18 protein-coding genes are annotated in these 26,590 nt (G+C 43.3%); 10 read left to right on the forward strand and 8 right to left on the reverse strand.

What is annotated here, in order from left to right; all coding sequences use genetic code 11:
• Positions 1-346: 346 nt before the first annotated feature.
• The 5 genes from B9T16_RS07935 to B9T16_RS07955 form a co-directional block, all read right to left on the reverse strand.
• On the reverse strand, positions 347-643 hold the full coding sequence (locus B9T16_RS07935; protein WP_006619443.1) for a DUF1830 domain-containing protein: 297 nt from the start codon (positions 641-643) through the stop codon (positions 347-349).
• A 154-nt stretch (positions 644-797) separates the two neighbouring features.
• The gene (locus B9T16_RS07940; protein ID WP_035737759.1) at positions 798-2,519 is read right to left on the reverse strand and encodes an iron uptake porin; all 1,722 of its coding nucleotides are present in this window, start codon (positions 2,517-2,519) and stop codon (positions 798-800) included.
• 34 nt (positions 2,520-2,553) lie between these two features.
• Entirely contained in the window at positions 2,554-2,991 is a 438-nt protein-coding gene (locus B9T16_RS07945; protein ID WP_006619445.1) for a DUF4079 domain-containing protein, read from the reverse strand.
• Between the two features lie 13 nt (positions 2,992-3,004).
• A complete protein-coding gene (locus B9T16_RS07950; protein ID WP_410244479.1) occupies positions 3,005-6,508 on the reverse strand; it encodes an AAA-like domain-containing protein in 3,504 nt (1,167 codons plus the stop codon).
• Positions 6,509-6,557: 49 nt separating this feature from the next.
• The gene (locus B9T16_RS07955; RefSeq protein WP_410244480.1) at positions 6,558-8,216 is read right to left on the reverse strand and encodes an AAA-like domain-containing protein; all 1,659 of its coding nucleotides are present in this window, start codon (positions 8,214-8,216) and stop codon (positions 6,558-6,560) included.
• Between the two features lie 197 nt (positions 8,217-8,413).
• Here B9T16_RS07955 and B9T16_RS07960 point away from each other — a divergent pair, with 197 nt between their 5' ends.
• The 3 genes from B9T16_RS07960 to B9T16_RS07970 all read left to right on the forward strand — a co-directional run bounded on the left by B9T16_RS07960 (position 8,414) and on the right by B9T16_RS07970 (position 16,017).
• Positions 8,414-12,430, forward strand: a complete 4,017-nt coding sequence (locus B9T16_RS07960; protein ID WP_410244481.1) for a GAF domain-containing protein — start codon at positions 8,414-8,416, stop codon at positions 12,428-12,430.
• On the forward strand, positions 12,423-13,559 hold the full coding sequence (locus B9T16_RS07965; protein WP_006619449.1) for a sensor histidine kinase: 1,137 nt from the start codon (positions 12,423-12,425) through the stop codon (positions 13,557-13,559). Before B9T16_RS07960 ends, B9T16_RS07965 begins: the two co-directional genes overlap by 8 nt.
• A gap of 499 nt (positions 13,560-14,058) precedes the next feature.
• Positions 14,059-16,017 (forward strand): diguanylate cyclase domain-containing protein, encoded by a 1,959-nt coding sequence (locus tag B9T16_RS07970; protein WP_410244482.1) that lies wholly within the window; start codon positions 14,059-14,061, stop codon positions 16,015-16,017.
• Here B9T16_RS07970 and B9T16_RS07975 read toward each other — a convergent pair.
• From B9T16_RS07975 to B9T16_RS07985, 3 genes are all read right to left on the reverse strand, one after another.
• Complete coding sequence (locus B9T16_RS07975) at positions 15,998-17,092, reverse strand: tetratricopeptide repeat protein (protein WP_410244483.1); 1,095 nt, start codon at positions 17,090-17,092, stop codon at positions 15,998-16,000. The two genes, B9T16_RS07970 and B9T16_RS07975, sit on opposite strands and share 20 nt — an antisense overlap.
• 77 nt (positions 17,093-17,169) lie before the next feature.
• Complete coding sequence (locus tag B9T16_RS07980; RefSeq protein WP_006619452.1) at positions 17,170-18,144, reverse strand: heme o synthase; 975 nt, start codon at positions 18,142-18,144, stop codon at positions 17,170-17,172.
• Between the two features lie 85 nt (positions 18,145-18,229).
• Positions 18,230-19,165: a COX15/CtaA family protein gene (locus B9T16_RS07985; RefSeq protein ID WP_006619453.1), complete on the reverse strand. Its 936-nt coding sequence runs from the start codon at positions 19,163-19,165 to the stop codon at positions 18,230-18,232.
• 114 nt (positions 19,166-19,279) lie between these two features.
• On the opposite strand from B9T16_RS07985, the gene B9T16_RS07990 reads away from it, so the two are divergent.
• The 7 genes from B9T16_RS07990 to B9T16_RS08020 all read left to right on the forward strand — a co-directional run bounded on the left by B9T16_RS07990 (position 19,280) and on the right by B9T16_RS08020 (position 26,570).
• The gene (locus B9T16_RS07990) at positions 19,280-20,323 is read left to right on the forward strand and encodes a cytochrome c oxidase subunit II (protein WP_006619454.1); all 1,044 of its coding nucleotides are present in this window, start codon (positions 19,280-19,282) and stop codon (positions 20,321-20,323) included.
• Between the two features lie 67 nt (positions 20,324-20,390).
• On the forward strand, positions 20,391-22,148 hold the full coding sequence (gene ctaD / locus B9T16_RS07995) for a cytochrome c oxidase subunit I (protein WP_006619455.1): 1,758 nt from the start codon (positions 20,391-20,393) through the stop codon (positions 22,146-22,148).
• Between the two features lie 84 nt (positions 22,149-22,232).
• Positions 22,233-22,856: a heme-copper oxidase subunit III gene (locus tag B9T16_RS08000; protein WP_006619456.1), complete on the forward strand. Its 624-nt coding sequence runs from the start codon at positions 22,233-22,235 to the stop codon at positions 22,854-22,856.
• A 122-nt stretch (positions 22,857-22,978) separates the two neighbouring features.
• Positions 22,979-23,803: a Ycf66 family protein gene (locus tag B9T16_RS08005; RefSeq protein WP_006619457.1), complete on the forward strand. Its 825-nt coding sequence runs from the start codon at positions 22,979-22,981 to the stop codon at positions 23,801-23,803.
• Positions 23,772-24,398 carry a TolB family protein gene (locus B9T16_RS08010; RefSeq protein ID WP_006619458.1) on the forward strand — a complete coding sequence of 209 codons (627 nt, stop codon included), beginning with the start codon at positions 23,772-23,774 and terminating at the stop codon, positions 24,396-24,398. The genes B9T16_RS08005 and B9T16_RS08010 overlap by 32 nt, the downstream gene beginning before the upstream one ends.
• Positions 24,395-24,925: a TolB family protein gene (locus B9T16_RS08015; RefSeq protein ID WP_035737751.1), complete on the forward strand. Its 531-nt coding sequence runs from the start codon at positions 24,395-24,397 to the stop codon at positions 24,923-24,925. Before B9T16_RS08010 ends, B9T16_RS08015 begins: the two co-directional genes overlap by 4 nt.
• A 172-nt stretch (positions 24,926-25,097) precedes the next feature.
• A complete protein-coding gene (locus B9T16_RS08020) occupies positions 25,098-26,570 on the forward strand; it encodes a trypsin-like peptidase domain-containing protein (protein ID WP_410244484.1) in 1,473 nt (490 codons plus the stop codon).
• The last annotated feature ends 20 nt before the right edge of the window (positions 26,571-26,590 follow it).

Genomic DNA, 26,590 nt, shown 5'->3' on the forward strand with positions numbered 1-26,590 from the left:
GGTTTGGCAAWATGSCCCCTAGGAAATTAATGCSCCGGTGGGGTGAGGGCGGGTTTGGCAATATGCTCCCTAGGAAATTAATGCCCCGGTGGGGTGAGGGCGGGTTTGGCAATATGCTCCCTAGGAAATGTGGTTAACTGCGGAACCCGCCCCTACTTTATTGTCGGTGGGGTGAGGCGGGTTTGGCAATATGCTCCCTAGGWAATGTRKTTMACTGCGGAACCCGCCCCTACTTTATTGTCGGTGGGGTGAGGCGGGTTTGGCAATATGCTCCCCTAGGAAATGTGATTAACTGCACAGGCGCGCCCCGACGTTCCTACGACACCCGTAGACGCTGCTGGTTTTATTAACCTAAGCCAACCACTAAATCGGGTTCTGTCTTATGATTTTCTTGAGTGGCTAAATGTCTACAGGGGACTAATTGTGCTAGGTTTGGCGTTATGCGATCGCCTCGATAAATCTCAAGTTTCGCTTCGGTAACTGCTTCAAAAAGTAAGCGTTCTCCGGGAAAGAGAATGTGTTCAAAGTACCATCCGGGGATATTAGAAATTCGGATAATTTCTAATTTAGTGGTGGCATTTTGATAGTAGCACAAAATGATGTCGGAATAGGTTGGGGGTATGGCATCAAAAATTGGTGACATTGGATAAACCTGGTGTAATTCAGAGACGAATAGGCGAGCTACGATTAGGCTAGGTGGTAAGTGTTAAGATATTGTGAATTTTCCCATAATTGATAAAATTGATCAAGGCAGTTTTAGATGTGAGGCAGTGGTTAAGGGGTCTAGCGGATGGGTACTAGAATGTAAAGGTAGTTCTGATCGTGCCAATTACGAGGTCTTGATGTCGATCGCTTTGATTAGGATTGGTAATCCAAATGATACCTGGGGTAATGGAAAGATAATCATTCAACTGATAACGATAAAACCCCTCAAAATGCCAGGAGGAGTCAGTGGGAAGGGTACGCCCCAACCTTCCTGAAGCATCAAGATTGGCCAGATAGGGTTCTCGACCAATAATCACGCCGCCTAGACTCCCTTCATGGAATAAATCAGGTAATGCCACAGTGATAGCATAGTTCCAAATTTGCCCATCAGCGACACCACGAGCCCTAGCGGCGGTATATCCTCCCCAACCTCCGACGATAACGAGTGGGTGAATACGCCAAGATAATTGCAAGCCATAGGAATGACTAGAAACGCCTGTGGCGACTCCTAGGGGGTTAAGTCCGTTGGTTAATCCCAAGAGGGAATTAGCTATCCCAGTACCGGTGTAGCCGTTAAAGGCATTACGATTAACTTCTCCGGTGGTGCGATTAAAAACAGGGCCATTGTTCTGACCATTATCAAAGCCAAAGTTTCCGGGGGTGAAATAACTATGGTTATAAGTTAAGGCAAATTGTAGGTTATCTGTGGGGGTAACAGTCAATTGTGCCAGAATGGAAAAATCGCCGTTAAATAAGCCTTGTGATGGTTGTGCATTGGTGGCGGTGGGGCTGAGATATCCGACGGATAGGGATGTGGGACCGAAGATGCTGGTTAAACTGTGATCGCGAAATTCATAATTGATACCAATTCCAGCCCCTCCGCCAAGTCGGTAGATGGGGTTACGTTGACCAAAGGCGCTTAAACTGCCTTTTCCGCCGTCGTAGTCATCAATATAGGGGTTGAGGGTAGGAACAAAATCATCCCAGGTGACTCCTTTGGCGGCGAGGGTGAAATAAAGGCGATCGCTAATGGGGAATTGATAGAATAGGCGTTCTAGCTTAATTTGATTTTCTGTATCACCGACAATGTTAAAGGTTTGGGTTCCCTCCCCGATCACTCCTCCGTTAAAGCTGGAGGCGTTACCGCTTACAAGGCGGGTAAATAGCAGGTCTTGTCCGGTAAAACTGGTGTTAAAGTCGAGACGGATACGATTTTGGAATACGGTTTGATCGGTTCCGGTGTCTTCTCCAAAAGCATCAGTGAGGGCAAAAATTGCCTCTCCCCGCAGTTGAGTAGTGAGGGAAAACTGATTATTCTCGATTTGGTCGAGATAGGTGTTTATGCGACGAATGTCCTGTCGTAATAGGCTTAATTCGGCGGCAAATTCTTCTTGGAGACGTTTAACGGCGAGTAATTCTCCCTCGGTCATGCGATCGCCAGTTTCGGCGGCGATGATTTCTGTAATGCGATCGAGACAAGTATTGACTCCGGCCGCAAATTCATAGCGACTTAGGGCCCTATTGCCGCGAAAGGTTCCGTCGGGATAACCTGCTATGCAGCCAAATCTTTCTACTAAGGATTGTAAGGCTTGAAAAGCCCAGTCTGTGGGTTGAACGTCACTAAGTTGGGAAACGGAGGTAACTTGAGATTGTTGGGGCGTTTTTTTGCCTTCCTGGCTGTAACGTTGGAGTTGTTCCCAGGTGTCTGAGGTGGGGTCGTCTGGGCTGGCGATCGCTGTTGATGGTAATATTGCCCCCATGATCTGGAGAACCATCATAGAAAACCACAGGTGTTTAAAGCTGTTGCCGTTCATGATTAAGTCAGATTAAGTTTTCGGGCAGGTTAAATTAGGGCAGGTATTTTTGAACGACGACCCAACCGCTGAGGGAGACGATCGCAAAACTCAAGAATAGAATAACATTGGTAGTAATGTGAAGCGATCGCGCCCAAGATTTTTCTGGGTTAATTTGGTGGGCACTCCAGGCGGAAAGCAAGACTAAAGCCACGACGGTCAAACCAGCCGGAAGATGCACAGAGTGTCCTAGGTTTCCATAGTGACCAATAGTTCCGATGATGCCCACAGTTAACAACAATAGAACTAAAATGACCATAATCATACCGATCGCATAATGAAGGGGTCGCAACCACAGAGGACGGGAAGCGTTTTGCTGGCGACAGATGAACATCCAACCCCCTGTCATTCCTAAAATCAGATAAGCGGTGATGGAAAGACCCATAGACCAGGCGGCGATTTTCCATAACCACAAAAACGAAGGCAGATCCATAGTTATCCTTGGCCTAAAATTCACAAAGACGGCGATCGCTGGTTTCTAAATTCTGGTTAGTGCGTAAATAATCCCCTATCCAATCACAGGCATATTCTAGGGTATTGAGACCCAAAATATTGTCAATTTGCCAGAGGGTGATCGTGCCATTAGCCCCCCCATTAGCCAGAATTTGGTCATCAGGGCTAAATTCTACGCTTCTGACCATGCCACAGTTTCCCCCCAAATGAACTAGGCTATCACCATAGCGACTCCAGACCCTGACGGTTTGATCCTCACTAGCAGAAGCCAGGTATTGTCCATTATTGCTAAAGGCTACTTGAATCACGATACCCTGATGACCTGATAGGGTGTGGTCAAGGTTGTAAGTTTGTGCGGTGGGGTCCCACAGCCACAATTTGACAGTGCGATCGCGACTTCCAGAGGCGATCAGATCACCATCAGGGCTAAACAACACAGACCAGACGCCATCTTTATGACCATTTAGCCTAGAATACAATCTACCATCTAAACCCCAGAGTTTGAGCATATTATCATGGGAACTAGACACCATCATCTCACCATCAGAACGAATATCAACCCCCCAAACCGCCCCGGTATGTCCGCTGAAAACCTGGAGAATATTGCCATATTTGTCCCACATTTTTAGGGTATTATCCCAACTCGCTGTCACCAGTTTTTGGCTATCTGGGGTAAATTGCAGCCCCCAAACACTGGCTTGATGGTCCGTGAAGTTACGGTGGACGGAATTAGATGCCAAGTTCCATAGTTTCACAGTACCATCATGGGAACTGGAGGCTAACCATTCTCCATTAGGACTAAAGGCGAGTTGGTTGACTCTGGTGATATGACCTGTCAAGGTGGCTAGGGGGTTTCCCATGAAGTCCCATAACTTGATGGTTTGGTCACTAGAAGCAGAAGCCATGACCCCAGAGGTGGGATTAAACACAATATCCCAAATTTCTCCCTCATGAGCCGGAAAGTTGGTCATCAGGGGATGATGGGTTTTCCACAGTCGTAAAGTCCGATCCCAAGACCCAGAAACTAGGGTTTGGCTATCGGGACTAAAGGAGACAGCATCAACTTCGCCCTGGTGACTGCGAAATACTTCCCGGGGGTAGTACAGTTGATCTATGGGGCTTTTTTTCCACAATCGCACGGTTTGGTCGCGACTCCCAGAGGCGATAAATTGGCGGTCTGGACTAAAGGCAATAGCCCAAACTTCATCATCATGGTCTTTGATGGTTTGGAGGATTTCTCCCTTGGTATTGCTAATTTTTATGGTGCGATCGCGACTAGCTGAAACCAGTTGATCATAGTCGGGACTAAAGGCGATCGCCATCACTTCTCCTTGATGATGGGGCAAAGTTTTTAAGGGGGAACCATTGGATTTAAAAAGTTCGATAATTCCTGATTCTCCACCAACGGCGATCGTTTCACCATCAGGACTAAAGGCGATCGCCCGCCGTGGGATGCCATCATTGGTTAGGGTAGTGAGTAATTCTCCGTTAATTTTCCACAGTTTGGCACTGCCATCAAGACTAACTGAGGCGATCATTTTACCATCAGGACTAAAGACGACGTACATCACAGGTTGTTGGTGTGCCTCCCAGGAATATTCGAGGGTGGGGGGAGTTGGTTTGACATTCCAAACTTGCACATTTCCATCCCTCACCCCAACGGCTATTTGGTGATTATCCGGGCTGAAATTAATGGCGATCGTTTCATCGCCAAAGCTGCTTATATTAGCCCAAAGTTCACCATCTGGCTGCCACAGTTTCACCGTTTTATCCTGACCCACAGAAGCAATTAATCTGCCATCAGGACTGAAACTAATATTATTAATAGAACCCCTATGTCCAGAAAAGCGGTTAAACTCTTGAATACTATAAGCCGTTTGTGATAGCACCGACTCAACTTGATCCTTCATTGCGGAGTCAGACCAGACCAGGTGTTTTAGAGATTTTTGGGCTTTAATAGCTTGTAACAGTGCCTCTAAAGGACGGTTGAGGGCGACGAAGGCTTCTGAGGATTGCGTGAGGGCGTGAATTTGGCTAATCTTAGCTTGTCGATATTGCCAAAATGTCGATAAACCCAGAATTAATGTAATCGCAAAACCTCCACTAACTGCCCCTAAAAGTAATCTTTGCAGTCTCGTCGTTTTTTGCTGGGCTACCAGTTGCAATTCTATAGTTTGGGCACGCTCAATTTCCAGGGTTTTTTTGACTTCTAAGGCTTCTAATTCCGTCGAGGCTGACAAAAATTGATAGTCGTCATCACTGAGGCTTTTCTGATGAGACCAATGTTGAGCATCTTGCAAGGCTTGACCTCTTAATAAACGAGAAATATCTGTTTTTTCTGATTGTATCCAGGCTTCAAATGCTTGAGAATACGGTCTTAACACCATTAATTGCTCTCGCACCCATTCACGATTAAATATAGCTTGATATATGCGGTTTTTGACTCGGATATTGCCCTGTTCTTCTAGGACTAATCCTGATAACAATAGTTCTATTTGTTCTCGACTATCATCAGCCTTGATATGATGATTATCTAATACCTGTTGATAGATACTCAGTAAGCGTCCGACAAATCGCTGATTATAGAGGATACGATTACGAATAGTTCGCAGGTGTTCCGGTTCGTCTTGAGATTCCCAACGGTCGATAATGTACCGATAGACAATCGACTCAACCCAAAATACCTCTAATCCTTTTAAGAGAGAATGGGCTTCGGTTTCGGTTCCCATAGTCATCATTAATCTACAGATTTTTTGAGTTAAAAATGGTTGCCCGTCTGTCCATTTGATAATTTCTCTAATTAGGGTTTTTCCACAACCAAATTTAGCCTCTAAACCTTGGGCTAAAGGTTCGGCTTCTTCTGGGGTAAATCCTGAGAGTTTGATGGCTGTACCAATATTAAAAGGGGTGCGAGTGCGATCGCGAATTAAATCCCCAGGAGTAGCTACCCCTAACAAAACAAATGTCAGGCGATTATATTCGGGGTTAGTCGCCCGTTGATTATAGCAAAAGCGAATAAATGCAAAGAAATCATCCGTCGGAAAATTCAGGCTCAATAAATTGTCTATTTCATCAATAAAAATCACGATTTTTTGGCAGGAAATATTCGCCAAAATTCCCTGATGAACAAACTGTTCTAGTCGCTGAATAAAGGATAAATCATCATGGTCTTTCCACCATTGTTTATAATCAAACTTATTCTTTAATTTTAAACTAAGCCACAGATTAACAATTACTCCCTTATACCATTGTTGAGGGTTAATGATTTCCCCGCCCACCTGAGTCATATCTAGGCTTATACAGATAAATTCATCTTGTTGTAAGCGGTGCATAGTCCGCACCATTAAAGATGATTTTCCCATCTGGCGCGCATTGAAAATATAACAAAATTCCCCCCGTTTTAAAGCCTGATAAAGTTCGGCATCTGCATGGCGTTCTACATAACTAATATGACCCGTTGGTAAACTTCCACCAACTTGATAAATAGATGTATTCATACTACAAAGCAAGGGAGAACCTGGAAAGTCTGGTTATCGGGAATGGTGACTAAAGGGTGATAGTTAGATCCTTAGCAGTTATGCGATCGCGTCCTTGATTTTTGGATTGATATAATGCTTCATCAGCCGCTTGCATTAAGTAAAAGTGGTTGATGTGGGTTTTGGGAATTATACTAGCTACTCCCATACTCAGGGTAATAATTTTATCTGCACATAAGGATTTTTCATGCACTATCTTCAAGAGTTTAATATTTTTGCGAATGATTTCCGCTAAATTTAAGGCTTGCATTGATGTAGTTTCTGGTAAAATAATCGCTAATTCTTCGCCCCCATAACGCGCTACTATATCCGTGGGATGATGAAGACTAGATTCCATAACTTTCGCTACTTTTTGTAAGCACTGATCCCCGGCAATATGTCCATAGGTATCATTATAGAGCTTAAAGCAGTCAATATCACACAAAATCAGAGAAATAATCTCCCCTCTCTGACTATGTTTTTGCCATTGTTTTTCTAAATAGGAAAACAGAAAACGACGATTGGGGACTTGAGTCAAATCATCTATATTAGCTAGTTTCTCAAGTTGCTGATTTATCGATTCTAATTCATGGAGGCGAGAATATTGATTAAAGATTCCCTTTTCATGGAGGTATTTAAAATACTGGCGATAGAGTTGACAACTGACGATCGCTTGATTTCCTTCTAGCTTGACCAACCCCAAACTTTCCAATTTATAAGCAGCAATGGGTTCCACCATAATCCCTTCATTGGACATCACAATTGCCCGCAAAATTTGTAATAGTTCCGGTTGCTCTTTAAGAATTGCTAATTGTTCGCACAGGTGTTGATTATAAATGCCTCCTTGTGTATAGGCTTCGCTGAGGATTTTTTGGAGGCGATCGCCCATGCTTTTATGGTCATTATTATCGGTCACTACCAGATGATATAAAGCTAACCTAACTAAGTAGGGATGGCCTCCCACCATATCCATTAAATCCGTGACTAAATTGCCATCATCATCCTCTATTTCATGACGTTTGGCTAAATCTTTAACCTGTTCAGGAGTAAAAAATGGCAGTCGGATCGGGAGTCCCACATTAAAGGGAGATTGATTTAATTTTAGGGGAATATAAACCTCCGTTGAATGTACCATAACTAATCGCAATTTTTGCATTTCTTCCGATTGTCTAGCTTCCTCATGCCAAGACCGCAACATCGGCAAAAACTCCCCCGCTACTTGGGGATACTCAAACAGATAGTTAACTTCATTAATGGTTATGATCAGAGGTGCATCGATTAAATCTAGCAAGTATTTTAGATAAATTGTACAGCTAACTTTACTGCCGATATCCTCATCCCAATAGTCATCTAACCTAGATGGTAAATTTAGGCAATGACCGACAATGGCACAAAACCACCGCAGAAAACGATTCAGATCTGATAACATTGAGGTTTCAGTTTGTCTCAAATCTAAATTAACTACATGATAATTGTTTTGTTTACCATAAGCTAAAATTCTTTGCAACAGAGAACTTTTTCCCATTTTCCTAGGGGCACGAATACGGATCACACTTCCCGGTTTCTGTATTTCTCGGTAGGCTAGTTCTTCAATAGGTGGGCGATCGATGTAAAAAGGTGAGTTGAGAGGTACTGGATCATTAGGATATTCAAATTCCATACCTAAAATATGTGCGGGTTCGCCATTCATAGTAATTATCATAATATATACTAAGGTATTTGGTGTTTGTCATGTATAAACAGTTTTACCCCAAAAAACCCTGGTTGCATCATCAGCCATATATTGGCATCTATACTGGTACAATGGTAACTATCAGTAACTCCGGGGTTAGTTTGGGTTGCCAGATCTTTCCTGTTAACTATGACTCAAGAGAAGGTGAGAATGTTATGAACTACGGACCCTTTAATATTCTCCTGGTAACAAATGATGATGCTTATGAAGTTCAACTACGACAGTTGCTACAATTTATGCGATCGCTTTCTGTTAAATTAGAGCGATACTCCCCTACCTTAGAGCCTTTCGAGCAGACTTTCCCTGAATATCATCTTTACCTTATTGATTATACTACATATTTGCTTCGAGATTGGATTGATCGGGTACTACCTACCCCAGTTATTGCCTTAGTGGACAACTCAGAAGCGGGTCTAGCTGCTTTGAATATGGGTGCCACAGATTATCTGCCCATAAATAGACTTATTCTTGAGGAAATAGAGCGATCGCTCAGATTAAGTTTAGCTTTGGGTCAAGCCCATAATCATCAGACAATTTCCTCAGATCCTAATCACCGTACCCCCAATTTATATGAAGACAAATTATTTATAGAGACCATCATTAATAGTTTTCCAAAACTCATATATATTTATGAACCCAAAAACTTACAAAATGTTTATGTAAATAACCAAATTATTAACATCCTAGGTTTTTCTCCAGAAGATTTACAAAAGCTGGGCGATCGCTTTTTCTGGGAGCAGATTCACCCCGATGATTTACCTATATTAGAAACCATATTAGAGCAAGTCTCTGCCTTATCAGAGGGAGAAGTTTTAGATATTGAATACCGGATGCGCCATAAAAATGGCTCCTATCGCTGGTTGCGAGCCCAGGAAGTGCCATTTACCAAAGATGCCAATGGTCTGGCTGTACAAGTCTTAGGAACCGCCCAAGATATTACTTCCCACAAACTCATAGAATCCCAACTTCAAGAAAGCGAAGCTCGTTTACAAGTAATTTTTAATAGTATTTCTGATAGTATTTTAATGGTAGATTGCCAAGGAATAGTTCATGCAGTCAATCCCGCTGGATTAAATTTATTTGGACGCACTTCCGAAGAGTTAATTAACCATGAGTTAGGACTACCAATAACTGTGGGAGATGTAGCACAATTGGGAATTCTTAACCCAGAACGGGGACTGGTCATGGTAGAAATGACTGTCGCTGAAACTGAGTGGTTACAAAGACCATTTTATGTAGTTTGTTTTCGCGATATTACAGAGCGCTGTAAAACCCAAGAAGCTCTACAGGAAAGTGAAGAGAGATTTAGCCAAGTAGTTAATCATATTCAAGATGTTTTCTGGCTTACCAGTCCTAGGGGAGACAAATTGTTTTATATCAGTCCAGCCTATGAAAAAATTTGGGGTCGTAGTTGTCAGGCTGTTTATGATGATCCCGGCTCCTGGTTAGAAGCCGTACATCCTGATGATTTACAGTCAGTAATCGTCAATTTTTCCTATCAAGAATATGCTCAATCTAGGTTTATAGAATATCGCATATTTAAGCCTGATGGTGATATGCTGTGGATTTGCGATCGCGCTTTCCCTATTAAAAATGAGCGAGGCGATGTAGTGAGGGTTGCTCGCATTGCTGAAGATATTACTAACCGAAAAAAAACCGAAGAACACCTACGCCAACAGGCAGAAAGAGAGCATCTTCTGTATCAACTAACTCTCCATATTAGTCAATCTCTTGACCTGGATGATATTCTGCAAAATACAGTTAATGAATTGCGTCACTTGCTTGACTTAGATAGGGTGTTAATTCTCCGCTGTCATGACCAAAATTTAGCCACTGTTACCCATGAGTCAATTGTGCCAGGAATCGACACAATTCTGGGCTGTAAATATCAGGATTATTTGTATAATCATGGCCAACAAAATGACCAAAAAGAACCATTAATTATCTATGATAATGATGCTAATCTCAGAGCATTTTCTCCTCAGCATTATTCCTTTAATCTGCAAGCAAAATCTCGGATTTCTGTGCCAATTTATCAGGGAGATAATTTATGGGGGCTATTAATTGTCCATCATGTAGCACATCTGCGAAACTGGGAAAATTGGGAAATTCAGCTTCTTAAACAATTAGCAACTCAACTGGCGATCGCTATTTACCAAGCTGAACTATATCATCAGTTACAAGTAGAATTAAATGACCGAACTCAAGCAGAGGAAGCCTTGCGAGAAAGTCTAGTCAGGGAAATGGCAATTACCCAACTCATTCAACAGATTAGTCAAACCTTAGAACTAGATCAGATTTTTGACAATACTACCAAAGACGTACAACAAATTTTAGGCTGTGATAGTGTGGTCATTCATAAATTTAAAAACCCTGACAATTACTACCACCATTTATTATTACCAGATTTGCGAATCATATCCGCAAAACACAACCAAGAATCTCCCCATATTAAACTCGTAGTCAAGCATCTTAAATCAGGTCAGGTTGTCATGGCTGATAGTCACCAAGATAGTAGTATTTCGGAAAGTCAGATTAAACTATTAAAAAGTCTCAATATTCAAGCATATCTAGGAGTTCCTGTTTATGTAGGTGAAACCCTGTGGGGTATATTAGCCACCTACCAAAAAGAATCCCGTAAATGGCTCCACCATGAAGTAAAATTACTAACCCAAATTGCTCGACAGTTGGGAGTAGCTATCTACCAAGCCGAACTATTTACCCAACTTCAACAAGCCAAAGAAGCCGCCGACACCGCCAACCGAGCTAAAAGCGAATTTTTAGCCAATATGAGTCATGAACTCCGTACCCCTTTAAATGCTATTCTGGGTTTTACCCAACTTTTAGGGCAAAATTACGGTCTTACTTCCCAACAACAAGAGTATCTACAAATCATCCAACAATCAGGAAAATATCTATTATCCCTAATTAATGAAGTCCTAGATTTATCTAAAATAGAAGCCGGAGCAGTAACCTTAAATCCTACCAATTTTAACCTGATAACTTTACTAAAGCGGATTAATACCATGCTCCAAATTAAGGCGAGTTCTAAGAATTTAGTGATGAATATACAGTTACAGCAAGATATTCCTGATTATGTCCAAACTGATGAGTCAAAACTTAGGCAAGTTTTAGTCAATTTACTAGATAATGCCATCAAGTTTACTGATGCTGGTTCTGTCACCCTGCGGGTATCATTTGTTAGCTCTGTTAGCCAACTTTATTTTGAGGTAGAAGATACCGGACCTGGTATTACTCCCGACGAACAAGAACGCTTATTTAAACCATTTGTACAAACCGACGTGGGTCGCAGACATCAACAAGGTACTGGTTTGGGTTTAGCAATTTCTCAGCAATATGTTAGTTTAATGGGTGGAAAAATTACCATTGTTAGTGTGGTAGATGGGGGGGCAAAATTTATGTTTAATATCCCCGTTGAAGTCATCAAATCTGAAAATATTGACATCGAATATCTCCCGGAAGAAGAATTAACTCTTGATGACATTAGCTGCATTAATATGGCTCCCAATCAACCTAATTATCGGATTCTTTTAGTGGAAGATAATTTTAATCATCGCCAACTATTAGTTAATATTTTAACTCCCTTGGGTTTTCAAGTCCAAGAAGCCGAAAATGGTCAACAGGCTTGCGATTTATGGCAACTATGGCATCCACACCTAATTTTAATGGATATGAGAATGCCGGTTATGGATGGTTATCAAGCTACCCAGAAGATTCGACAAACTCCAGAGGGTCGGTCTACCATCATTATTGCGATTACCGCTCATGCTTTTGAGTCTGAGCGAGCCTCAATTCTGGCTACAGGCTGTAACGACTTAATCCACAAACCTTTTAATATTAAAACTCTTCTTGATTGCATTAGTGCCAATCTTGGGGTAAACTACATTTATGGCAAATCTATTTCTAACTCTTCTTCCTCATCCTCCTTGGGGCCACCTCGTTTAACTACAAAGGATATTGATATTTTAGACTATGAATGGATTAAACAATTCTATCGAGCAGCTATGGCAGCCAGGGAATCTCAACTTAGGGGCTTAATTGCTCAAATCCCTCCCGAACATACGGTAATTATTGAAGGTTTAAATTGGTATGTTAATCATCTTTTATTTGACCAAATTATTGATTTAATGGAGCCATACAACCATGGATAATTTAGCAGTTAATAAAAACAAAGGAGATATTTTAATTGTCGATGATAAACCCGAAAATTTACAGTTTTTATTTACCATGTTAACCGAGAATGGCTACGATGTCCGGCGGGTGATTAATGGTAAACAAGCCATAAATGTAGCTTTATTTGAACCGCCAGATCTGATTTTACTTGATATCATGATGCCTAATTTAAACGGCTATGATGTTTGCAAAATCCTCAAAGAAAAATCAGAAACTAAGGATATTCCTATCATTTTTTTAAGTGCGCTTAAAGATGTATCCGAAAAAGTTAAAGGCTTTAATGTGGGAGGGGTTGATTATATTTCTAAGCCTTTTGAATTACTGGAAATTTTGGCGAGGGTTGAGAACCAACTTACTATTGTTCGCCAGAAGCGACAACTAGCGGAACAAAATGCACGCCTAGAACAACTAAATCAACAACTACTCAGATCTAATCAGGAACTTGAACAATTTGCTTCTGTGGTCTCCCATGACCTACAGCAACCGCTGACTAGCTTAAAGGCTTTTGCTCAGTTACTCCAGATAGAATGTTCTGATCAATTGAAAGAAAAACCGAGAGAATATGTTAATCATATTATTAATGCGTCAATTCGGATGCAAAGGATGATTCAAGATTTATTAATTTACTGTGGCTGTGATACACATTCTCCAGCTTTAGAATTAATTGATTGTAACCAAGTTTTAGCGCAGATACTTGTGGATTTAAGATTAGAAATAGAAAAAAATAACGCCCAGATTAAATATAATAATTTGCCCCAAATTAAAGCTAATAATATTCATTTGACTGAGGTGTTTCAAAATCTCATTAGTAATGCCATTAAATATCGTTCTGATGATTTGGCACCATTAATCAATATCTCCTGTCAAGAAACAGACACTAACTGGATATTTTGCTGTGCTGATAATGGTATTGGTATTGACTCCCAAGAGTTTGAGAATATCTTTAAAATCTTTACCCGTCTACATACTTTCAAAAAGTATCCGGGTACAGGTATAGGCTTATCTATCTGCAAAAAAATCATTGAAAGCTATGGGGGCAAAATTTGGTTAGAGTCTAACCCCGGACTAGGAACACAATTTTACTTTACTTTTCCCAAATTTAAATAAATAGTTTAATTTTGTTAAGAAAATTGGGTTATTGCAACTACCCTATTGACAGGAAAACCTAGCCTGTGCCAGAATCGACATATTAGAGAACTTAGGTTTTATAGCCCAAAAACAATCTAAAGTCTTTATTAAGAAATTAGGTTTTTTTAAAATTTTAGGCTAGTCAAAATGGCTTAATACCTAATAGCGCCACAAATAATTTGCCCAAAGTTGGCGGAGTCGGCAGCTTTGTTGAAGAAAATTTGTATATGGCAGTCCCCTCGGCCATACTTATGTATGTATCTGTAAAGTGCTTTGGCGTTCAACTGTAATAATGCTATGGATTTTGGGAATACTATATATGTTATGGATTGTCAAATTTATGAAAGGCGCAAGGTGTTGAGTAAAATGCCAACAATCCGATAAAAATCTAGGTTTATGGACATCGCCATTTAAGTTTTTCCGCGATACTCAAAATCTGGATTTTTAGGTAATTCGTAGATTTTGAGCAGGGTGACTTATGAATGAGTTAATGGAAGACCGAGGGAAAATTTTATGGATTGCAGGAGATGTGGTAAATGATGATCATAGTTTACCACAAAATATCTTACAAAATCATGGATATGAAGTTAATCTAGTAATCGGATTAAAACTAGCTTATCATGCAATTCAATCATGGCCATTAAATTTAATTTTGTTAGATAGCAAATTACACGATGGAGATAGCTATGAGTTATGTAATTGGCTGAAATCGAAATCAAAATTTCAAAAAATACCAGTTATTATCATGGAAAGTAGGGGTGATTTGTTGAATAAGCATACGGTTTTTGATGTAGGTGCTGCGGATTATATAACCCAACCTTTCCATGAACAAGAAATGCTCAAACGCATAGAATATCAAATTACTCTACAGCGACAGCAACACCAAATTAAAGAACAGGATTTAGGCTTAACTTGGGAAAGTCATAAATCGGAAATAGCTAAATTAGCTTTAGAAAAACAACGAGCCTTATTAAGGATGGTAATTGATGCTAACCCCAATATAATTTTTATTAAAGATTGGGACGGAAGGTTGACTTTAGCTAATCGTGCCATGGCGAATTTATATGGAACTACTGTAGATAATATGATGGGAAAAACCCATGCAGACTTGAATCATAAGCAGTATCAAAATGATTATATTTTGGCAAGCGATCGCGAAATTATGACTTCAGGTAAACCGCGACTAATTGCTGCGGAACCGGTGAGATTAAAAAATGGAGTAGTTCGTTGGTTTCAGACTAATAAAATACCCTTAATTGGTAACGATGGTCAAACCCCATATTTATTGGTAGTTTCCACAGATATCACGGAACGTCAGGAAGCAGAACAAGAATTATGGAGTCATGCGGAACGGGAAAGAATGTTAAGAGCAATTGTCCAAAGAATTCATGAATGTCTAGATTTAGAACAAGTTTTAGAATGTACTGTTAATCAAATCCGGGAATTTCTAGTTAGCGATCGCGCCTTAATTTATCGTCTGGAAAATGATGGCAATTATCGGGTAGTTATGGAGTCAGTATCTCCCCCTTGGCAACCTTTGTTAGGAACAGCAATTAACTACTCTGGTTTGTCGGAAGTTATCACGGATATGGGTGCTGCTAATTATATCAAAATTTGGTCGATGTCTAATGTTGATAAAGCTAATATTCCCGTTAATTTACGCGATAAATTAGAAGATTTACAAGTTAAGTCTAAGCTGATTTTACCGATTATTCATCGCCACCCAGATTTGCCATCATGGGGAACTGAATATCCCCATTGTTTATGGGGTTTACTGGTAATCCATCAGTGCGATAATACCCGAGGTTGGCAACCTGAAGAAATCGAAGCGTTGCGGTCTCTGGCTACTCCGATTGCTGTAGCCATTCAACAGGGAGAATTACACGCGAAACTCCAAACAGTAAATCAAGAATTAGAACGCCTAGCCAGCCTAGACGGACTAACTGGAGTAGCGAATCGGCGACAGTTTGATATTCACTTAAAACGGGAATGGCAAAGATTATTAAGGGAACCTGAACCGATATCTGTGATTATGTGTGATGTAGACTTTTTTAAAGCCTATAACGACACCTACGGCCACCAGGTGGGGGATGAATGCCTCAAACAGATTGCGAAAATCTTAGAAAATTGTGCCCAACGTTCTACGGATCTTGCTAGTCGCTATGGTGGTGAAGAATTTGTGATAGTATTGCCCAATACTGGGATTAAGGGCGCACTACAAGTAGCTGATAGAATTCAACATCAAATGAGAGCCCTAGAAATTGAACATAAAAAATCGGAGGTTTCCGACTATGTAACTCTTTCTTTGGGGGTGGCTTGTGAAGTGCCGAGTAATGCTCACAGTCCAGAATCATTAATTAAACTAGCTGATGCAGCGCTTTATGAAGCCAAAAGTAAAGGCCGTAATTGCGTCATTGCTAATGTTGAGACAATTTAAGAAAAACCAAGCCACTGTAAAGCTGAAAGGCTGAGTCCCAGGGGGTCTCGGACTTGCGATCTAAATCAATATAAGATTTAATCCGGCTGAGGAGTTGTGTATAATCTAAGACGGTTTCAGCAAAAGGGGTAAATTCTGACGAGACTGGTATATTTTTCAGGTTTTGATTTAACCTATCTAATAAACTATTCCACTGAAGACGTGCGGTTTGTTGATGATCAACTTTTTCTAACTTAATAGCCTGATTAAAATCATAAGTGACATCACAAAACCTGATGATGGAATTACGACCAGGTAAATGCAGATCATAGATTTTTGCATAGTCCTGGGTAACTTCTTTGTGGCGAAAGCGATCGCCTCTACTGCGGCGAGGATCATAATCCATAGTTTCTGCAAATAAAGGTAATAAACCTTCGACTCGCTGGCTAACTTCGGACCAATTCAAATTTAACATTCCCAGGCGATCGCTTTCATCCAAACAAACCACGCCCAATTGTGGCTGAAGAGATTGCACATAACAGACCCGAAAGACGTGCAATTTTTCCAGGTCAGTTAAAGACACCCAAAACACGGGAATATTAGCCGATCGCATTTCTTGACCATATACCCCCAACTCTCCCATTTCTCCGGTCTTATAAAGTCGCCATCCCCTACTTTGTAACTGCATCCGAGCGCTATAGGCATCAGTTTTAAGAATCCGTGCTAGAATCTTAGCGGCTTCTGGCTTATATTCTGAGGGAATAGGTTCTAATATCAATACTCCCGGTTCACAATTGCGGGGATTAGCCTTAGCATCTGCGATCGCATTTTGGCGGCGTTGTTGTTCAATAGTTTCTAAGCGCTTGACCCCCTGACGCGCCTGGTCTATAACTTTAGGATTGGTGGTAGTTTTGAGTAATTTTCGATAAACCTTTTCAGCGGACGCTAATTTATCGGTCGCCTCATACCAGCGTCCGACATAAAACTGCACCCAAGGATTTTGGGGCGATTCCTTTTGTAATTTTTTAAGTAATTTCGCCGCCTCTCGATAGTCTTGACTCTCCAAGGCGGCGACGACTTGATCAATTTCTTTCATATTAGAAAAAAACCCCTACCCCCGGTCATGGTGGGAATAGGGGAATGAATTAATTGTCAACGCTCAACGGTCAACTGTCAACTATTAACTCCGACCCAAGTTTGCCAAGTTTGCGCGACAGCCATAGTCATGTCATGGGTAGCGGGGAGACTATCAACGACCATACCTGCACAGAGTAGCATCAGATACAGAATCGAATACTTGAATAGCGATCGCGCCACATCACGGTTGTGGGGAGTTTGGAGTAATTCCCAAGCCTTCTGGAGAAAAATAGCCCCCAATACTAAAGCGATCGCCCCATAAACCCAGCCACTGGTATGGAGTGGATAAACCAATAACAGACTGGTAGGAATCAAAATCAGACTATAAACCCAAATTTGTTGGGCTGTGAGTTCATCTCCTTCAATAACTGGAAGCATAGGGACACCCACATCCTGATATTCATCGCGGATCATAATAGCCAGAGCCCAAAAATGGGGAGGGGTCCATAAAAAGATAATCACAAACAGCAACACCGCGGCCCAACTCAAATCGCCGGTTACTGCTGCCCATCCTACCAGGGGAGGGATAGCCCCGGCTGCGCCACCAATGACAATATTTTGGGTACTGTGGCGCTTCAGCCAGTGGGTGTAAATTGCCACATAGAAGACAATACCGGACATAGCCAATAAAGCAGCCAGGAGGTTAGCAAAAACAGTTAGGAGGGTAAAAGAAGCAATAGCTAAGGCGATCGCAAAAATCATGGCATCGCGAGGCTTCACCCGTCCGGAAGGAATAGGCCGCCAGCGGGTGCGTTCCATAATATAGTCAATATCACTATCGTAAAGACAGTTAATGGTATTAGCAGCCCCAGAAGCTAAGGTTCCCCCCACCATAGTCACCAACAGCAGCAGAGGATCAACTTCCCCTTCTGCAGCCAACCACATTCCCGCCGCCGTTGTGATCAGCAATAACAAAATAATTCGAGGTTTAGTAAGTTGATAGTAGCTTTTCAGCACTTGTAGCGGGTTATGGTGGTGTCGAGATGAGTTAGTCTGAATAATCTCTTGCATGGATAATTGGTTATGAGTAGTTAATCAGAACACCGAGCCGATATTTCCGGGATAATGGCCAATGTCCTTGGTCAATTAAATCGAGTTACATCCCCAAAAATCGGCGATTTTCCTGGGGAGACAGTTGGCGATCGCGGCATCCCAAAACAGTGAGAGCGACTAAAATGCCTAATAGTATAGCTCCCATGCCCTGATGGGCGATCGTCAGAGGTTCAACCTGTAAATGTAGCTTAAAGGTTGCCACACCTAACAAAATTTGTGCAATGACACAAAGACCGGCGCTATAAGCCAATCGTCGTATCATGGGATTGAGGGCAGAAGTACGCCTAGCTAAAGTCACCACCCCAAGGGTGATCAAAGTAGGCGGGACTACTCCCAGGATATGACTATTCATCACCGCGCACAGTTGAGAAGCACCAAAACACTGATGCAAAGCCCACTGAGAAGCGACCAAGCCACCTAAGAGGCTTTGGAGATATACACCGATAGCAGCAGCCAGACTCACCCAGGGCAAATATCCAGCATTACCAGTTGCTTGATAAGGCATAAGAGTAAAAGCGATCGCCATTAGGGTCGAGAAAAATAATAACGCAGTTCCCAGATGAGCCGTAACGATATCAAACCGCAATAGTTCAGTCACAGTCAAACCACCGAGAATCCCCTGAAACACCACCATAAACAGAGCCAAAGTAGAAGCCCAAGGCATCCAGCCCGGAAGATGTTGTCGATGCCACCAGGATAAACCCACTAAGTAGGTCGTACCCAAACCAATTAAGCCGGCATCGAGTCGGTGAAACCATTCTAAGAAAACTTGCAAATTCATCTGAGCCGTAGGAACCAGTTGACCATAACACAAAGGCCAATCCGGGCAAGCCAATCCGGCATTCATCACCCTAGTAGCACTACCAACAGCCATCAGTAGCCAAGTAGCAATACATAGTTTCCACACCAGGCGGCGAATTTTTTCTTGAGGAAGTTGTTGGGTTGAGATTTGGTCAGTCTGATAGACAGTATTGGTCATGAGTCTCACACCTAGTCAATGGCATAATTTTGACTTATCTGCCCCAACTGTGCAACTTTCACTCTCCGCCGCCCTGGGTCATCTGTGCAGTTTGGTCAATTGCGGTAAGATAGGATGGCGATAGAACTTTTACAGCAGGGGGTTTTCGTGAACATTCCTAGCTCAATCTGGACTTTGTTAGTCGGGATTGCCATTACTCTGATTAGCCTCTGGTATGGTCACAACCATGACTTATTACCTGTAGCAGCTTCTCCCGAAGCCGCAGAGGTCGATCAACTTTTTGATTTAATGATGACCATTGCCTTTGGTTTGGTGCTATTAGTTGAGGGGGCTTTAGTTGTCTCCTTAATTCGGTTCCGTCGCCGTACCGGCGACAATACCGACGGCCCCCCCATTCATGGCAATATTCCCCTAGAAATTGTGTGGACGGCAATTCCAGCAGTTATCGTTTTGGGGATCGGAATTTATAGTTTCGACATATATAACCAAATGGGGGGATTAGACCCTATGGCATCGGGTTCCCACTCTATGGCGGATCACGCTAAGATGTCGGGATCGGCGATCGCCGCTTCCTTATCTGATACAGATACAGAAGATCTCACCCCACGGGGTCAGCAAATCTCCCTCGGGATTGGTGCATCTCCCGAAGAAGTAGGCTCACCTGCAGATCTAACTATTGATGTTAATGGTCTTCAATATGCCTGGATCTTTAACTATCAAAATAAAGGGGTAATTTCTGGGGAACTTCATGTAGCTGTTGATCAGGAAGTGCAATTAAACATCAGCGCTCAGGATGTGATTCACGCCCTATGGGTTCCTGAACTCCGCCTTAAACAAGACGCTATCCCCGGACGCACTACCGAACTTAGGTTTAAACCCAACCGAGTCGGAACTTATAATGTAGTCTGTGCCGAACTCTGTGGCGGTTATCACGGAGCTATGCGGACAGCAATGGTAGTTCATACCCCCGAAGAATTTGAAGCCTGGGTAGCAGAAAATAGCTTTGCTAACAACCCAGACCAACAACCAACCCTAGCCACTAATCCCAGGGATATGTCCGAGGGTGAATTTCTCGCCCCCTATGTGGCACAAATGGGGATTGATCAGCATCAGGCGATCGCCAAGTTACCACATCACCATCATCAGGTCGGGCTTTAGTGCCCAAATCTCATAATTTTCTGAACACATAGCCAAAACTCCGGTTAACCCTTTCACTTTTTCATATATGGCTCAAGCACAAATAAACATCACAGGCGACTCAGCCATGAGTAACCAAGAGGGAGAACGTCGCCCTCTGGACTTTTTTGGCTTCAGCACCGACCATAAAGTGATCGGGATTCAATATCTGGTCACTTCCTTTATCTTTTATCTAATTGGCGGGTTTATGGCTGGTATCGTCCGCACCGAACTAGCCACCCCCGACCCGGATCTTGTCGATCCAGAAATGTATAACAGCCTGTTCACCGTCCACGGAACGATCATGATCTTCCTGTGGATCGTCCCAGCCGGCGCAGGATTTGCCAATTATCTAATTCCCCTGATGATTGGAGCCAGGGATATGGCTTTTCCGAAACTGAACGCCGTCGCCTTTTGGCTAATTCCCCCCGGCGGACTGCTATTATTAGCCAGTTTCCTCATCGAAGCGCCCCAAGCGGGTTGGACTTCCTATCCTCCCCTCAGTTTAGTGACAGGTAAAGTCGGCGAAGAAATTTGGATTCTCAGCATTTTGCTATTGGGAACCTCATCAATTTTAGGAGCCGTCAACTTCTCCGTCACCATCTTTAAAATGCGTATACCCACCATGGGGCTAAATGATATGCCCCTTATGTGTTGGGCAATGATAGCAGCTTCCGCCCTAATTTTACTCTCCACCCCCGTCCTCGCCGCCGCCTTGATTTTGCTCTCCTTTGACCTCTTGGCGGGAACCAATTTCTTTAACCCCACCGGCGGCGGCGACCCTGTGGTTTACCAGCACTTATTTTGGTTTTACTCACACCCGGCCGTTTACATCATGATTCTGCCCTTTTTTGGGCTGATCTCCGATATTCTCCCCGTTCATGCGCGTAAGCCCATTTTTGGTTATCAGGCGATCGCCTATTCTAGTCTCGCCATTAGTTTCCTCGGCTTAATTGTCTGGGCGCACCATATGTTCACCAGCGGGACCCCCGGTTGGCTGCGGATGTTCTTTATGATCACCACCATGATCATCGCTGTTCCCACCGGAATTAAAGTCTTTGGTTGGCTCGCCACCATTTGGGGAGGCAAACTCCGCCTCAATAGCGCCATGCTATTCGCCATGGGTTTTATTGCCACCTTTGTAATTGGTGGCGTAACAGGAATCATGGTCGCTTCCGTACCCTTTGATATCCACGTCCACGACACCTACTTTATCGTTGCCCACTTTCACTATGTCTTATTTGGCGGCGCAGTATTTGGTATTTTTGCCGGAATTTACCACTGGTTCCCCAAAATGACCGGGCGCATGATGAATGAAAATTGGGGTATTGTTCACTTTGTGCTGACCTTAATTGGCGCTAACATGACCTTTATGCCCATGCACATTTTGGGACTGCAAGGAATGCCCCGTCGGGTCGCCATGTATGACCCCCGATTTACAGAACTCAATGTGGTTTGTACCATTGGTACTTACATTCTGGCAGTTTCCACTTTTCCCTTTATCATCAATGCCGTTTGGAGTTGGCTAAAAGGTCCCAAAGCACCCGGCAACCCCTGGGAGGCTTTAACCCTCGAATGGATGACCTCTTCTCCTCCACCCATTGAGAATTTCCACACCACCCCAGTATTGAGAACTGGACCCTACGACTATGGTATGAAGAAAACCTTGTCAATTCGTGCGCGTCTCAAAGAAATGGCTAGTAGTGTACCCCCCCGCAATAAAGAAACCGGGGTTAGGGTTTCCGAGGCTCAGTCTTCATCATTACTAGGAGATATCCAGGATTCTGATTCTGACAATCATCCCTAGAAATCCCTAATTGAAACGGTCGGACTTCCTCTCAAGTTCGGCCGTGATTAGCAGTTTGTATTACACAACTTGGATTAGAATTTCATGCAATTTACATCAGTTGACCAGTCCCAAACTACCACCGAATTAGCTACAGAGGCGATCGCCTCTTCCCGACACCATGAAGAACACCCAGATCATCGTATTCTAGGGGTCGTCGTTTTCCTAGTCGCAGAAAGCATGATCTTTTTAGGGATGTTTTCCGCTTATTTAATTTATCGCGCCATGTCCGAACAGTGGCCCCCCGAAGGCATTGAACGGGAACTACTGTTACCCGGAATTAATACCCTCATCCTGATTTCTAGTAGCTTTGTCATGAATCGCGGCAACAAAGCCATTAAAAACGGTGACCAAGCCGGTTTACGGGTCTGGTTCGCCGCCACTGCTATCATGGGCGCTATCTTTTTGGCCGGTCAGGTTTATGAATACAGTAGCCTAGAGTTTGGGCTAACAACTAACCTTTACGCCAGTTGCTTTTATGTATTAACTGCTTTTCATGGTTTGCACGTCACCTTCGGGGTTATCCTCATTTGTGGCGTGTTACTACGTTCCGCCAAAGATGGACACTATACCAAAGAATCCCACTTTGGCCCCGAAGCCGCAGAACTATATTGGCACTTTGTAGATGTCATCTGGATTATTCTGTTTATCCTCCTTTATTTGCTGTAAGGCTGTAGCACACTTAATCAATTTTGTCAACCCCTAGCGCGGGTTTTTTTTGATGATTGGCTCTGGCCTGAGCGATTTTCCCCCTTTGAGCTAAGATAGGACTGATGCTGGAGATTTAGATAATGGTCAATTTAGGATTGAACTGGAGCAGCCTACTAGGGATTGTCCTAGCCGTGGCTGGTGCCGCGCTATACTTTCTCCGTTCCTGGAAACCCAAGTTAGCTCGTGATCACGATATTTTCTTCGCCGCAGTCGGTTTACTCTGTGGCGGGATTCTTCTGTTTCAGGGATGGAGACTTGACCCGATTCTGGCTTTTGGTCAGTTTATGTTAACCGGGACTGCGATTTTCTTTGCAGTCGAAAGTATTAAACTACGGGGAGTCGCGACAACTAAGGCTAAGGAACGAGCATCTTTTGTCGATGACGATCGCTATGTAAGTGATGTTTATCGGGTAGATGCAGAACTAGACGAAATCGAACCCGTCGAAGAGTACGCCCCCATGGCTCGTCAAATTCGGGGAACCCGAGAGTCTCGCCCTTCCAGACCCGATATGTATGACACAGAATCGGAGCGTCGTCGCCCCAGTAGTCGGCGTACCAGCGCCCCCAATAGTTCCGTAGAACGTACCAGAACGCGCCCCCGAAGCGCCCCCTCCGGTAGTAGTAGACCGCCCATATCAGACGGCTGGGAATCTGACCTAGAAACCGATAGTCGTCCTAGTCGGACTCGCAGCAGTAGACCTGCATCAGTAGACCGCAGCGACATTGGCACTGGTGGATACTCGTACCCAGATACAGATGAACCATCACCCCCCAGAAGTCGGCCTTCTCGGTCTTCGAGATCGGCAAATAAACCAGACCGGAGAGATGTGGCGACTACCGACTATGTAGAGTATCGTCCAGTAGACTACTCAGATGATGATTATAACCGTTCTGGGGAATACTAGGATTTTCCAATACTCTCAAACCCTGTTGGGAAAAATATTTCCCAGGCTGCGGTTAAAGGGGACTGGTCGGGCGAAATTCGCCCTGATTCTAGTCTTGCTGTTTCAGGCGATGATGGTCGGTTGTACAACAGTCGCCATCAATTCTTCTATGGTTGATGGTGCTATCAATAGCATAGCCACTGATGAGCAACCCGCATTAAGTGGAAACGGTCGGTTTTTGGTATTTGTGTCTAACCGAGAAGGTCAAAATCAATTGTTCCTGTATGACCTGCGGCGGCGTAGCTATAAAACCTTGGTAGAATTGAGGCGATCGCTAACAGTAATGGAAAGCCCCAGTCTAAGTTATACAGGGCGTTATATAGTTTATAGCGCCAATGACTCAGGCCGTGCCGACATTTACCTATACGATCGCCTTACCTATCGATTAGAAATGCTCACCCGGGGATATCGAGGTGGAGTAAGACATCCTCACATCAGCCCTAATGGTCGTTATATCAGCTTTGAGGGTTCCAGGCGAGGTCAGTGGGATATTGAAATTATCGATCGCGGTCCGAATATTGAACTCGATACAGAAACCTCTCTGTCTGAATCATGATCAACCCATATTACAAACGCCTATTTATAATCGGATTATTAGTCATATGTCTGGGAATGGTCAGCGGTTGTGCTGGCTATCCTCGACTGTTAAATTTACCCCCCGACTTACGGGTAAACAGCGTCAACTCTCCCAGTACAGAGATGAACCCCCAGATATCTTCTGATTATCTAGTTTTCGCATCCGATCGCCAAGGTCGTCAAGATATCTATCTTTATGATCGAAAACAACTCGAACTCATCGACCTACCCGGCTTAAACTCCATAGATGCGATCGCCTCCGAACCCGCCATTTCCACCGACGGTAACTATATTGTATTTAATTCTACCCGTGGCGGACAGTCAGATATTTATTTATATAACCGAAACACCCGCCAACTAAGAAACCTCACCGACAACCTCAACGCTCAAGTACGCCATCCCACCATTAACGCTGATGCCAGTGTAATTGCTTTCGAGTCTAGTCTCAATGGGCAGTGGGATATTGTAGTTTATAACCGATACGGTCAAGCCCTCAATATACCCTAATCTTCCGGTATAGTTTCCGGGTTTTGGGTAGAGTATGTCAAACTAGAAGATAGTTGTAATTTTCCCCCAAGTAGCGATCGCTCTAAATTTTGTGACCTCAGAAAAATCTCATCAATAGCATAAACCCCCACCCTAGTTGACAGCCAAATACCCGATCATAAACCACCCAGTTATGATGAACCATATATTCTTAAACCATTTAACATCTGGATTTTTAACCCTTAGCACCAGCCTAGGTCTGAATATAGCCCCAGCTAGTGCCATTTCCCCCATAACCGAACCAGAGTCCTCTCCTATTCTCATGGCTTTGGATCTCGAAGAACAAACCAATATCCGGGTTTATGAAAAAGCCAGTCCTGCTGTAGTTTCCATCGACACCGAAAAAGCTAATGGTAGCGGTGCAATTATTACCGACGACGGTATGGTACTTACTAACGCCCATGTCGTCTCCCAAGGCGGTCAGGTAGAGGTAACACTTGCCGATGGTCGTAAAATGGTTGCTGATGTAGTTGCTTATGGCGAGAATGGGCTAGATTTGGCTCTGCTGAGGATTCGCAATGCTAGAAACTTACCGACCATTCCCATTGCTAGACCCGGTTCCGTCAGAGTAGGACAAAGGGCCTTTGCCATAGGTAATCCCTTCGGTCAATTCCAAAATACCTTTACCGTCGGAATTGTCAGCCGCATTGACCGAGAACGGAATTTAATTCAGACTGATGCTGCTATCAACCCAGGTAACTCTGGCGGACCCCTGCTGAACAGTCAAGGGGAATTAATTGGCGTGAATACCGCCATTTTTACTAGAGGTCGTGGAGGTGGCAATATTGGCATTGGTTTTGCCATTTCCGTAGACAATGTGCCCCCATTTTTGCAAGCCGCCAAAGAAGGACGCGCCCCCCGCACCGCTCAACAACAGCGTCCGATTATGTTTAACAATCAGGATGCCAAACCCTTACCAGTAAACGGTCAGGAAGTTAGGGGAGTTCTAGCAGAAGGTGCTAATGTTCTACCCGTTGATAACAGTTTTTACAATCTTTATACCTTTGAGGGAGAAGCCGGTCAGCGGGTAATCATCGACATGATGAGTGATGATTTCGACTCCTATTTGATTTTGCTCGATATTGATGGCAATGAATTGGCTCAGGATGATGATGGGGGGGATAATACAAATGCCCGTATTGATGTGACATTACCTGATACTGGCACTTATACCCTGTTGGCGAACTCCTACCAAGCCGGGGAAACCGGAAACTATCGATTAAGGTTGCGGACCGTTGCAGGCGATCGCCGTTCGGAGTTACCCTCTTCTGATAATGTCATGTTGCGTAGTTCGGGAATATTAGACTCTGATAACGCTTCTGTACTTCCTTCTGATGGTAGTCTTTACCGTGAGTATAGTTTTGATGGAGAGGCGGGTCAATCGGTGAGAATTGATCTAACCAGTTCTGATTTTGATACTTATTTGGCGCTGTTTAGCCCGAATGGTCGCCTGGTTGGTGAAAATGATGATATAAGTGATGCCGATACTAACTCCCGCCTGACTGTGACCCTCCCTGCTACTGGTCCTTATCGAGTGGTGGTTAACGCTTTTGATAGTACGGGTCGTGGTCAGTACCTGCTGACAGTTCGTGAAGTTTCTATATAAGGTTTGATGCTGAGGAAACT

This window comes from Arthrospira sp. PCC 8006, assembly GCF_046480465.1.
In the GTDB taxonomy this organism is placed as follows: Bacteria; Cyanobacteriota; Cyanobacteriia; order Cyanobacteriales; family Microcoleaceae; genus Limnospira; species Limnospira platensis.